Source organism: Kitasatospora sp. NPDC022856, from assembly GCF_055561235.1.
This window is the reverse complement of record NZ_JBVHHE010000064.1, coordinates 18,946-30,678: the sequence shown is the minus strand read 5'-3', so window position 1 is coordinate 30,678 and position 11,733 is coordinate 18,946. Positions and strand designations below refer to the sequence as shown.

The window sequence follows — 11,733 nt, the reverse complement described above, 5'->3', positions numbered from 1 at the left end:
GACTGCGCCGACACCGGCCACGCCACCGGCCCGGCCGGCTCCAGCACCGCCACCGCCCCGGCCTCACCGGCCGGCTCGTCCAGGGCGTCCGCCTCGTCCGCGTCCTCACCGGAGGGCTCGTCCGTCCCCGCGGACTCACCGTCCGCGGTCGGGGCCTCCTCCAGGATGATGTGGACGTTGGTGCCGCTCATCCCGAACGACGACACGCCGGCCCGGCGCACGTGCTCGCCGGCCGGCCAGGCCGCCGCCTCGTTGAGCAGCCGGACCTCCCCGGCCGCCCACTCCACGTGCGGCGTCGGCACGTCCGCGTGCAGCGTCGCGGGCAGCTGCTCGTGCTGGAGGGCCAGCACCATCTTGATCACACCGGCCACACCGGCGGCCGCCTGGGTGTGCCCGATGTTCGACTTCACCGACCCCAGCCACAACGGCCGGCCCTCGGTCCGCTCCTGACCGTAGGTGGCGAGCAGCGCCTCGGCCTCGATCGGGTCGCCCAGCGTGGTCGCCGAACCGTGCGCCTCCACCACGTCGACCTCGTCGGCGCGGACCCCGGCGTTCGCCAGCGCGGCCCGGATCACCCGCTGCTGCGCCGGACCGTTCGGCGCGGTCAGACCGTTGGACGCACCGTCCTGGTTGGCCGCCGAACCACGCATCACGGCCAGCACCTTGTGCCCGTTGCGCCGGGCGTCCGACAGCCGCTCCACGACGAGCACGCCGACGCCCTCGGCCCAGCCGGAGCCGTCCGCCGACTCGGCGAAGGACTTGCAGCGCCCGTCCACCGACGTGCCGCGCTGGCGGGAGAAGCCCACGAAGACGGACGGGCTGGAGATCACCGTCGCGCCGCCGACCAGCGCCAGCGAGCACTCGCCGGAGCGCAGCGACTGGGCGGCCAGGTGCAGCGAGACCAGCGACGAGGAACAGGCGGTGTCGACCGTGACGGCCGGGCCCTCCAGGCCGAGGGTGAACGCCACACGCCCCGAGGTGACGCTGGTCGCGATGCCGGTGAGGAGGTGGCCCTCCGAGCCGCCGGTCTGCACCGCCGGGTCCGTGCCGTAGCCCTGGGTGTAGGCGCCGGCGAACACGCCGGTCCGGCTGCCGCGCAGCGAGGCGGCGTCGATGCCCGCCTGTTCGAGCGCCTCCCAGGACACCTCCAGCAGCAGGCGCTGCTGCGGGTCCATCGCGACCGCCTCGCGCGGCGAGATGCCGAAGAAGCCCGCGTCGAACTCGGTGGCGTCGTACATGAACCCGCCGTGGCGCGCGTACGAGGTGCCGGGGTGGTCCGGGTCGGGGTCGTAGAGGTTCTCCAGGTCCCACCCGCGGTCCTGCGGGAACGGGCCGATCGCGTCGGTCCCCTCGGCCAGGAGCCTCCACAGCTCCTCGGGGCCCTGCACCCCGCCGGGGAAGCGGCAGCCCATGCCGACGATCGCGATCGGCTCCTGGTTCCGCTCCTCGACCTCAGCCAGGCGACGGCGGACCTGGCGCAGATTAGCCGTCACGAGCTTGAGATAATCGCGGAGCTTTTCTTCGTTCGCCATGTGAATTCCGCCATCCCTGCTTGCCGAGGATATGCCAGTTCTGATCTGCACAGCCGCGGTGCGGGATTACCGCGGAAATTAGGCAAAATCGAGAGTTCTCAATACCTGCAAATGATCGAGCCCACCATCAACAGGAACGTATCCAGCCCCTGTTGGGCGGCGCAACGTGGCAGTTGAACACTTGAACCACGCCCGGGAATCGAGGAATCCAGCACTCGTTCCACCGGTGCGCGCGGGTACCGGACACCATTGAATACCATCGCCCGGCTATTCAGGTCCAGGGCGATGCGTGCGCGCTCGCACACCCTCCTCGCACAACGCAAGGGGCGGTGGCCGGCTCCTGCGAGCCGACCACCGCCCTCACCGGGACCACCGCCCCTTGCCGGACCGCGGTCCTTCCCACCGCTACCTCAGAGCGCGCTCTCCCCGCGCATCCACTGCCCGAGCGTCCGCCGCGGGTACCGCACCACCACGTCGCCGCCGCGCACCCGCCCGGTCACGTTCACCCGGAGCTCCGTCGGCTCGTTCCAGGCCGCCTTGGGCACGCGGACCTTGAGGTCGCCCACCCCGACGGCCAGGTCGTGGGTCGCCACCACGATGCCGGGCCTGACCACGATGACCAGGTCACCGCCGATGCTCAGGTAGACGTCGAGGTCGAGCGTGTCGTGAGTGATCACCGCCTGGGTGAAGTCGAGCTTGACGTCGCCCCCGTGCATGCGGACGTCCAGCCGGCGCGGGACCTCCCAGGGCCCGGACCGGCGCAGGGTGCCGAAGCGCTGGTTGATCTCCACGATGTCCTTGCCCGGCGGGCCCGTCCGCACCGGGGGCGCGGGAACGGGCGCGGGCGCGGGGACGACCGGAGCGAGGGGGGCGACCGGCAGATCGCGGGTCAGCCCGGCCAGTTCACCGAAGGTGCGGGCGTTCAGCGCCACCGTGAGGCGCTCGTCGAGTTCCTCGGCCGTGAGCCGGCCGTCCGCCGCGGCGTCGCGGAGGATCTCGACGACCTCGTCCCGGTCGGCGTGCGAAGCCCTGATGTCCTCCGCGGACACGTCCCCGGCCTTGCGACCGTTCGACGCCGTGTCATCCGTCATGTCTCCGGCCTGATCCTTCTCTGGGGAGTCACCTCGAATCGACGGTACATGACATCGGTTTGTCCCTTCGACCGCAGCGGAACATTCGGCCGTGTTCAACTGGTGGCCCCCGCGCGCCGGACCGGATCCCCGGGCGCCGCCCGGCCCCGAACTCCCTTCTCACGGCGGGGCAGTTGAACGACGCGACGCACGGCGCCTCCCCGCATTACCGTCGGCCGAACGAACCGTCATGCGCAACCTGCCGTCTAAGCCTAGGAAGTGAACGGGGCCATGGAAACGTCGCTGGTGAGTCTTGTCATGGGATCCTTGACGTCCGCGACGGTCGGCGCCGCGGCTCGGCTGGGTGTGGCCGACGCCCTCGCGGACGGACCGGCCACGGCCGCCGAACTGGCCAAGGCCGTCGACGCGGACCGCGACGCGCTGGTCTCCCTGATGACGGCCCTGACGGCGCTGGGGATCTTCGCCCGGGACGAGGACGGCCGCTACACCAACTCGCCCCAGTCCGAGCTGCTCCGCACCGACCACCCCGACTCGATGCGGCACCTGACCGCGCTGCTCTGCGGCCTCTACGCCCAGGCCGCCGCCGGCGGCCTGGCCGAGGCGGTCCGGACCGGCACCTCGGTCATGCCCCACGTCTTCGGCGTCCCGCTCTACGAGTACCTGGAGAAGGACCCCGAGACCGCGCGGATCTTCGACCTCGCGATGCAGGACTGGGCCCGGCCGATCGGCAAGATCCTGGCGGAGCACGTCCCGTTCGAGGACGTCCGCACGGTGATCGACGTCGGCGGCGGCAACGGCACGCTCCTCAAGGCGATCCTCACCGCCCACCCGCACCTCAAGGGCGTCTGCGTGGACCGTCCGGACACCTGTCGGCGGGCCGAGGCCGAACTCCGCGCCTCGGGCGACGCGGACCTCGCCGGGCGACTCACCTACCGCCCCGCCGACATCCTCCGCGAGGTGCCCGAGGGCGGCGACCTCTACATCCTCAAGAACGTCCTCCACGACTGGAGTTCCGAGAGCGGCATCCAGATCCTCGGCAACATCCGCCGCGCCATGAGCGCCGGCGCCGACGGCTCCCCGACCCTCCTGGTCATCGACCCCCTCGCGGAGCACGACTCCGGCGCCGCCTTCCGCAACGTCATCAAGATGATCGTCGGCGAGCCCAACACCCGCGAGCGCACCGAGGCCGACATGCGCCGCGAAGCCGCCGCCGCCGGCCTCCAGGTCGTCTCCCTCACCCCCTGCCCCGCCGACCTCACCGTCACCACCTGCACCCTCGCCTGACCGTCCCCCCGGCCCGCTGGGCCGCCTCCCCGGGGAGGCGGCCCAGCGGGCCGTCCCGGCCTCATCCCCGGCGACACGACGACCACGGCGCGAACGGGGGACGCCGGACGCGCTCCGGCAAGAGGCTGCTCTCCGGGCCGGTGCCCCGCGTGGGGGAGCAACTAGACTGGGGGCTCGGTTCGCGAGAGGTCGATCCGCGCACGGACGACGCGTGCGCCCGGGGTGAGGGAAGAGGTGTGCCGTGCCCGATGCGGACTCCGGTGCGTCCACGCTCGCGGCGAAGCTGGACCGGCTGTTCGACGTGGTCCGCCGTCCCGACCGTGAGCCGTACAGCCACGAGGAGGTCGCCCGGGCCTGTCGGGAGGCGACCGGCGAGAGCTTCTCGGCGACGTACCTCTGGCAGCTCCGGACCGGCCGCCGGAACAACCCGACGAAGCGTCACCTCGAAGCGCTGGCGCAGTTCTTCCAGGTGCCGCCGACGTACTTCTTCGACGACCGGCAGAGTGCCAGGATCGCCGAGGAGCTGGCGCTGCTCGGTGCGCTGCGCAACGCGGGCGTACGGGACGTGGCGCTGCGCGCGGTGACCCTCTCCCCCGAAGGGCTCGGCACGATCAGCGACATGATCGAGGCGATCGCCCGCCGCGAGGCCGGCGGCCGGTAGCTGCCGCGGCGGCTCCGAGATGGTGAAGCGGATTCCCTCGGCGTTGCCGCGTCCGTAGTATCACCTCCCGGTCGACCGCCAGGGGGGCGAATCGTGGGGTATCCGGGTGGGGTTGAGCAGGGGCTCTGGCAGCGATGTCGGGGGGTCGCGGAGTCGATACCGATTCCGGAACCGTTCGGCATACCGGCGCTGACCGAGGCGCTCGCCGTGCGGCGCGGCAGACCCATCGAACTGATGCCGCTCTCCGGTCCGGAGCACTCGCCGTGCGGCGTGCTGATCACCACCGACCGGGCGGACTACATCGGTTATCCGGCCGACACCACGGCACTGCACCAGCAGCACATCGTGCTGCACGAGATCGGCCACCTCCTCTGCGGGCACACCGGCGGCCCCGGGGCCGCCCCGGCCGTGTCGCCCGCGCTGACGACGCTGCTGCCGGAGGACCTGGTGCGCCGGGTGCTCGGCCGGTCCGGCTACACGCAGCGGATGGAGCAGGAGGCGGAGCTCGTCGCCTCCCTCGCGCTACAGCGCGCGCTGCACCGGCCGCGCTCCACCGCCGTCGGCCAACTCGCCGACCAGGTCATCCGGTTACGGTACGTGTTCGGTCGGCCGTTGCGGCCCGGCGCGGCCCGCCGTGGGTGACCAGCTGGCCAACGCCGCCGGGTACTTCGCCGGTGCGGTCGCACTGCTGGGCACGGTCTGGAAGATCCTGATGGACCGGGGACGCCGGTCCGATCCGGCGCTCCACCACGGCTACGCCTGCGGGGCGCTGATCGGCGCGGGGATGGCGGTGAGTGCCCCCGCCACCGGTCCGGCGCTGGCCGCCCTGCTCCCCGATCCTAGCCACCTCACCCTGGTGGCCGACCAGTTGAAGGTCACGGCCTCCGGCGCGCTGGCCATGATGGCGTACTCCACCCGGCCGGCTGCGGCGGCGCGGCGCGCGGTGCGGCGGCAGACCGCCCTCACGGCCGTCACCGTCCTGCTGGGCGTCGCCCTCTTCCTCGCCGCCTCGCCCGTCCGACGGGGCGCCGAGGTCGGCGTCGATGCCGCGGGCCGGCCCGTCCTGGCGGCCTACGTCACGTTGTTCGCCCTCCACACCGCGTGGTGCCTGGCGATCTTCGGCTTCCTGATCGGGCGCTGCGCGCGGTGCCTGCCGCGCGGAGTCCTCCGGCTGGGCCTGCGCCTGATGGCACTGAGCGCGCTGGCGGGCCTGCTGTGGACCGCGGACACCCTGCACGACCTGGCGAACATCCTCGCCACGGGCCACGAGAACGGCGCGGAGAGCAGAGTGTCCGCGCTGGCGGGCGCCGTCTGCGTAACGCTCGGCTTCGCCGGTGCGACCGCGTCCGGCTGGGCGGACTGGGCCGGACGCGTCCGGGCCTGGCACGATCACCGCAGGCTCGGTCCGCTCTGGTCGGCGATGCGGACGGCGCTACCGGAGATCGAACTCGCCGCCCAGACCGGGCTGTTCGGCGACGCCGGCGGGCCGCTTCGCCGCGACATCCAGTTCGCGCTGTACCGGCGGATCATCGAGATCCGCGACGGCCAGCTCGCCCTCCGTCCCCATCTGCATCCCGAGGTGCGGCACTGGGTGGCGGAGGCCGTCGGCCCCGCCGAAGCGGAGGAGCTGGCGGCCGTGGTGGAGGCGGCCGCCATCGTGGCCGCCCTGGAGGCGGCCCGGGCCGGGCACCGGTTCGCCGGGCACCCCGGCGAGGGGTGCGTACCCCACCCGGTGGCGGCGGGCATCCACGAGGAGGCGGCCTGGCTGGTCCGGGTGGCCGCCGCCTACACCGGCTCGCCCGCCGTGGCGCACGTCCGCGCCCGGGTGCGCGACGAGCTGGGCCGCGCCGCGCTCCGGCACTGACGGCATGGGGCCGCCCCGCCGCCCGGCGTCTGCGGCGGGGCGGCGGGGCGACATCGGGGGCGGGGCGGCATCGGGGGGCGGGGCGGCATCGGGGGGCGGGGCGGCATCGGCGGGCGGGGCGGCACCGGCGGGCCCGCTCAGGCACGGGCCCCGCGCAGACCCCGCCCCGCTCAGACCCGGGCCAGGTCGGGCATCAGCTCGTACACCTGCTCCGCGGACCCGGGGTCGGCCTCCAGGCAGGCGAGCAGGTCGGCCCTGGCGGTGTCCGCCCGGTCGAGCCCGATCAGGCAACGGGCCCGCTGCAAGCGGGCGTCCACGTCCTCGGTCGCGCCGAGCACCTCGTCGAGCAGCCCGAGGGCCTCGCCGTAGCGTCCGGCGTCGTGGTGGACCACGGCCAGGTTGAACCGCATGCCCGGGTCCGCCGAGAGCTCGACCGCACGGGCCAGATCGGCGCTCGCGCCGTCCAGGTCGCCCTCCTCGTAGCGGAGTTCGCCGAGCAGGGCCCACGCCTGGGCGTACTCGGGGTCGGCGGCGAGCGCGGCCCGCCAGGCCTCGGACGCCGCCGCGGGGTCGCCCTCGGCCGCCAGCAGCTGACCCTTCAGACAGAGGAGTTGCGGGCTGTCCGGAGTCGCCGCCAATCCGGTCCCGACCTCGCCCAGGGCGCGTTCGTGCTCGCCCGCCTCGAACAGCAGGGCGGCCCGGTTGAGCCGGGCGTCGGCGAAGGCCGGGTCGAGCTCCAGTACGTAGCCGAAGTCCGCCGCGGCCGCCTCGGTCTCGCCGAGCTCGGCCAGCACGTCGGCCCGGTTGAAGTACGCCTCCGGGAAGGGCGGCGACAGCCGGATGGCGCGGTCGTAGTCGGCCAGCGCCTGCTCCGGACTGCCGAGGTCGCGCCAGAGCATCCCCCGGTCGAAGTAGTACTCGGCGTAGTTGGGGTCGCACTCGATCACCGCCGTGTAGTCGGCGACGGCGTCGGTGTGGCGGCCGAGGCCCGCGTACACCTGGGCGCGGTTGTAGCGCAGCACGGAGCGGTGCAGCGCGTGCTCGTGCTCCTCCAGGGTCTCGTCGAGCCGGGCGATGCAGGCGTCGAGCAGCTCCAGCGCGGCTTCCAGGCGGCCCTGGTGGACCTCGATCAGCGCGAGGCCGTTGCGGTTGAACACGACCCGCGCCTCGCGCTCCTTGGGTTCGGGGTGCCACTTCGCGAAGGCGATCGCCTGGTTGACCCAGCTCCGGGCCAGCTGGTGGTCGCGCCGGTCGGCGCCGAAGTGCCGGGTGTGGAGCATGGCCGTGGCGTACGCGGCCTGCATGTGGACCTCGGGCGAGGAGCTGACCGCCCGGGCCTCGTCGTACAGCGGCAGCGCCTGCTCGGCGAGGCCGAGCGCGGCGAAGGAGGTGGTCATCTTGGTGGTGAAGGCCCACCAGTGGGTGGGGTGGCTCTCGTGGGTGACCAGCCGCCGGCCGCGCTCGCCGAGGTCCAGGACGGCGTGGTAGTAGCCGAGGTCCATGCAGTGGTCGAGCGCGTGGCGCAGCGTGTCCGCCCCGACGCCGGACGGGTCGCTGCCGTGCTCCGCGTGCCAGGCGATGGCGCCGAGCCGCAGCGAGGACTCCCCGGCCGTCTCCAGCTCGGCCCGTCGCAGGTCGTGCAGCCGGGCGCGCTCGGTGGGCGGCAGGGCCAGGTAGGCGGCGAGCTCGTCCGGGTCGTCGCCCACGCCGTCCCCGTCGATGTGCCGGCGGCCGAGCACGGCGGCCGACGGCGTCCCGGCCGGGCCTTCGCCAGCCGACCCCGCCGGACCCGCCGAACCCGCCGAAGGCGACGAACCCGCCGGCCGCCCCTGGTCCGGCGCGCCGCCCTCCCCCGTCGGGACGACCACCGAGGCAACCACCGGGCCGACCACCGCGCAGTACGCGGCCAGCGCGGTCGGCAGGTCCTCGCTGCCGAGGCCGGCCGGGCTCGCGGGCGGCTCCTCGCCGGTGGTGACCACCACGGTGAGCAGCGCGGGATCGACGCGCCGCAGCAGGACGGCGAGGAACTCGGCGTCCGTGGGGTCGGCCGCGTGGGCGTCGTCGACGATCAGCGTGCGCGGGGCGGAACCGGCCGCGCGCAGGTACGCCTCCAGGAACTCGACCAGGCCGTGGGCGATCCGCAGGGTGCGCAGCGCCGAGTAGAAGCGGGTGCGCTCCTTGGGCACCGCCAGCGAGGTCAGCGTCTCCCGGGTGGCCGGCACCAGGTCGCGCAACTCCGGTGTGGTGGAGAGGATCTCGATGTCGTGCCCGGTGACGGCCTCGGGGCAGCGGGCGAGCGCGTCCGGGACGATCGCGCGCAGGATCGCGCCGACGGCGGTGTAGGGCCCCCGGAGCCGGCGGTTGGCGTTCACCAGGGCGAGCACGGGCGGCAGGTCGAGCCGCTCGCGGGCGTCGGCGCGGGCGGGACGCCCGGCGGCGCGGACCCAGTAGTGGCGGTGCTCGGCCATGACACAGCTGCCTTTCGTGCGGTGGCGCAGGAGAGAGGGGTCGGTTCGGGCGTCGGGCCGGGGCGGCGAGCCGCGCACGGGCGGGGGCGGGCGTCAGGCCGAGGCGGCGGCGCGCCGCTCGCGGGCGGCGAGCACGAGGACGGCCACCGTCTGCGCGGCGCTGAGCAGCATCAGGGCGAGCGAGTCGAGCCGGCCGGCGAGCGAGGCCTGGCCGGTCAGCCGCAGCCACATGTCGTGCAGCAGCCGGTAGGCCGTCGGTACGACGACCCCGGCGAACATCGTGAGCGTGAACACGTAGCCCACCAGCATCAACCAGGCGTACCAGCGCGCGACGCGGCGGTCCACCGGGTGGTGGACGGACAGGTCCAGCGGCGGCCGTCCGGTGCCGCGCCGGACGGCGTTGCGCAGCACGTCGGCCGCGGCGGCGTGCAGGTTCACGCAGCCCAGGACGGTGCTGAGCAGGACGTAGAGGTCGGTCCGCAGGTAGAAGAACCCCTGCCAGGCGAGGCGCAGTACGGTGGCGTAGGCCATCGCGAGGCAGATCGACGCGACGCCGGCGTTCGTGCCACGGGTCAGGTCCGCGACGAGGGTGAGCACGGCGATCGCCAGGGTGTCGGCCAGCATGCCGGCCATGATGGGCAGGTAGCGCTTCCGCCGCTCCACGCCGACCAGGCCGTCGAGGGAGGTCTCCAGGACCAGGTAGACGAGCCGGCGTCCGACGGAGAGCCGCGAGCGCAGGCCGAGCCGGCGTCCGGCCAGCGCGTGGAAGGCCTCGTGCAGGGCGAGCAGCGGCACCTGGCCGACGAACAGCATCAGCACGACGAGGGTGTAGGACGAGCTGAAGAAGATGTGGTCGACGCGCGGGACCAGCCGGGGCACCCGGATCATCTCGGCGACGGCGAGGGCCGTCACGAGTGCGTAGCCGACGAAGGCCGGTCGGCTGAACACCAGCCGGCCCAGCCGCTGCCAGCGCACCGGGGTGGCACCGCCCGCCGGTCCGTCCGGTCCCACCGGTTCCCCGGCGGAGCGGACGAGGTCGAGCTCGACGAGGGCCTCGACCAGGTCGGCGATGTCGACGCTCTCACCGTGCGCGGCCTCGTAGCGTTCGGCGGCCTCGCGGGGCGTGCGGCCGTCGGCCAGCATCCGGACCAGCTCGGCGCCGTCGGGCGGGAAGACGGCGTAGGTGTCGGTCTCCGGGCTGCCGATGGTGACTTCGTCGGCCTCCTGCAGATAGACGAGGCGACGCAGTGGCACCGCACGGTCCAGGTCGACGCCCGGGGCGGCGGAGCCGCTGTCCGTGGAGGAGTGCACGGATCCTCCTGCGGGAGGTAGGCGGAGGGGCGAGGTGGAGCGGTGCCGGCCGCACGTGGGTCCGGCCGGCACCGTGTGCCCCCTTGCCCGGGGGGATGGATCAGTTCTGCACGGCGCAGGACCACGGCAGGTACAGCGCACGGGCCGCGCTGGTGAGGCGAACCGGGCCGGCCTTGCGGACGACGATCTTCTTCATGGCACACACCTCCTTCGATGACTGGCTGGCAACAACGCCATCAGCTGAGATGAATGACTATGAGTCAGTCGTCCACACCAGCTCGGCGATGGGCCAAGAGTGGTGAAGTTGTGCCGATCGTGTCAAGGGACCGGACTCGACTGGCCGGAACGGTGGAGAAGGCCGCCGGACGGCCCGCCCACCCGGCCCCGCAGGCCACCTCCGACCCGCCCGCCGCCGCTGGCCACCCGGCATGACCGGGACCACCCGGCCGGTTCGCCGGACGCCCCCCGGGGCGCAGTGCGCGGGGGCGCACGACGGCGCATCGAGCGTGTACACCGCACTGTTGCCAAGAGATGTCTGAATCGTGTCCCAAACCGCGCCGCTCTTCCCGCGATCACCTTGCCGACCTGCCCGTTCGCCGTACGGCCCGGGCACCGCCGACTCCTCGCGGAGATGTCACACCAGCCTCGTGAATCCCTCCAGCACCACATCGCTCCCGCCGCGAGAAATTCGGCCAAATTCCTCCTCCGGCAGGTCTACGATCTCCCAACGTCGGAGCGGATCAAGACGGTTGGTGAGGACCAGGAGGTGACATGGGTCTGCTCGGCGGCGACCAGCCCTTCGCCCGAACACTCACCGCCCACGATCTCGAAGCCCTGGTCTCGCTCGGGGCCGAGCGGACGTTCCGGCCGGAGCAGCACCTGCTCTCCGAGGGCGACCGGTCCACGCACGTCCTGCTGGTGCTGGCCGGCTGGTCCATGGTCTTCACGGCCATCGACCGGGGGGCGACCCGGCTCGTGCTCGGCCTGCGCGGACCGGGTGAACTCATCGGCGAGCTGGCCGCGTTGGACCAGCGACCGCGCAGTGCGACGGTCCAGGCGCTCGGGCCCGTCAAGACCCTGGTGATCCCCGGCGACAGCTTCCGCCGGTTCCTGGCCGAAAGCCCCCGGGTCGGCAGCCAGGTGATGACCCAACTGGCCTCCCGGCTAAGGGACTCGGACCGCGAACGGTCCGCGCTCGCCTCGCTCACCGTGGTCCAGCGACTCGCCCGCCGCCTGGTGGAGCTCTCCGGCACCGACGCCACCTCCCGGCCGGGCCGGGACGGCGCCGCCGCGGTCGTCCACCTCGCCCAGGAGGACCTCGCCGCGACCGTCGGCGCCACCCGCGAGGCGGTGGCCAAGGCACTCAGACTCCTGCGCGACCAGGGCCTGGTGCGCACCGGCACCCGGCAGGTCGAGATCCTCGCCCCCGCCCCGCTGCTGCTGCTCGCGCGGGGACCGGCCGAGCAGCGGCCGGAGGCGCGACGGCGCACATGAGGCGCGGCCGGGCGTCACCGCACGGCGC

Annotated in this window: 9 protein-coding genes; 5 read left to right on the top strand and 4 right to left on the bottom strand. The window is 73.5% G+C overall.

Features of this window, described 5'->3' with window-relative positions; all coding sequences use genetic code 11:
* Together ACZ34W_RS36240 and ACZ34W_RS36235 are read right to left on the bottom strand one after the other, a co-directional pair.
* The coding region (locus tag ACZ34W_RS36240; RefSeq protein ID WP_465610399.1) for a type I polyketide synthase at positions 1–1,532 on the bottom strand (1,532 nt) is incomplete at its 3' end.
* Positions 1,533–1,942: 410 nt separating this feature from the next.
* The gene (locus ACZ34W_RS36235; RefSeq protein ID WP_329490239.1) at positions 1,943–2,623 is read right to left on the bottom strand and encodes a DUF1707 domain-containing protein; all 681 of its coding nucleotides are present in this window, start codon (positions 2,621–2,623) and stop codon (positions 1,943–1,945) included.
* A 270-nt stretch (positions 2,624–2,893) separates the two neighbouring features.
* On the opposite strand from ACZ34W_RS36235, the gene ACZ34W_RS36230 reads away from it, so the two are divergent.
* The 4 genes from ACZ34W_RS36230 (at position 2,894) to ACZ34W_RS36215 (ending at position 6,432) form a co-directional block, all read left to right on the top strand.
* Complete coding sequence (locus tag ACZ34W_RS36230; RefSeq protein ID WP_465610396.1) at positions 2,894–3,907, top strand: methyltransferase; 1,014 nt, start codon at positions 2,894–2,896, stop codon at positions 3,905–3,907.
* Positions 3,908–4,148: 241 nt separating this feature from the next.
* Positions 4,149–4,568, top strand: coding sequence for an XRE family transcriptional regulator (locus ACZ34W_RS36225; RefSeq protein WP_329490229.1), 420 nt, complete (start codon positions 4,149–4,151; stop codon positions 4,566–4,568).
* A gap of 234 nt (positions 4,569–4,802) precedes the next feature.
* The gene (locus ACZ34W_RS36220; RefSeq protein ID WP_465610394.1) at positions 4,803–5,210 is read left to right on the top strand and encodes a ParH-like protein; all 408 of its coding nucleotides are present in this window, start codon (positions 4,803–4,805) and stop codon (positions 5,208–5,210) included.
* The gene (locus ACZ34W_RS36215; RefSeq protein WP_465610392.1) at positions 5,203–6,432 is read left to right on the top strand and encodes an MAB_1171c family putative transporter; all 1,230 of its coding nucleotides are present in this window, start codon (positions 5,203–5,205) and stop codon (positions 6,430–6,432) included. The genes ACZ34W_RS36220 and ACZ34W_RS36215 overlap by 8 nt, the downstream gene beginning before the upstream one ends.
* Before the next feature lie 170 nt (positions 6,433–6,602).
* Here the strand turns inward: ACZ34W_RS36215 and ACZ34W_RS36210 are convergent, their stop codons facing one another.
* Together ACZ34W_RS36210 and ACZ34W_RS36205 are read right to left on the bottom strand one after the other, a co-directional pair.
* Entirely contained in the window at positions 6,603–8,900 is a 2,298-nt protein-coding gene (locus ACZ34W_RS36210; RefSeq protein ID WP_465610390.1) for a tetratricopeptide repeat protein, read from the bottom strand.
* 93 nt (positions 8,901–8,993) lie between these two features.
* A complete protein-coding gene (locus tag ACZ34W_RS36205) occupies positions 8,994–10,211 on the bottom strand; it encodes a hypothetical protein (protein WP_465610388.1) in 1,218 nt (405 codons plus the stop codon).
* Positions 10,212–10,982: 771 nt separating this feature from the next.
* Here ACZ34W_RS36205 and ACZ34W_RS36200 point away from each other — a divergent pair.
* Positions 10,983–11,705, top strand: coding sequence for a Crp/Fnr family transcriptional regulator (locus ACZ34W_RS36200; protein ID WP_329490224.1), 723 nt, complete (start codon positions 10,983–10,985; stop codon positions 11,703–11,705).
* Positions 11,706–11,733 lie beyond the last annotated feature (28 nt).

Excerpts from the sequence above, each read along its gene's own strand:
- ACZ34W_RS36235 (WP_329490239.1), bottom strand. The coding sequence starts at position 2,623 with ATGACGGATGACACGGCGTCGAACGGTCGCAAGGCCGGGGACGTGTCC.
- ACZ34W_RS36230 (WP_465610396.1), top strand. The coding sequence starts at position 2,894 with ATGGAAACGTCGCTGGTGAGTCTTGTCATGGGATCCTTGACGTCCGCG.
- ACZ34W_RS36220 (WP_465610394.1), top strand. The coding sequence starts at position 4,803 with ATGCCGCTCTCCGGTCCGGAGCACTCGCCGTGCGGCGTGCTGATCACC.
- ACZ34W_RS36210 (WP_465610390.1), bottom strand. The coding sequence starts at position 8,900 with ATGGCCGAGCACCGCCACTACTGGGTCCGCGCCGCCGGGCGTCCCGCC.
- ACZ34W_RS36200 (WP_329490224.1), top strand. The coding sequence starts at position 10,983 with ATGGGTCTGCTCGGCGGCGACCAGCCCTTCGCCCGAACACTCACCGCC.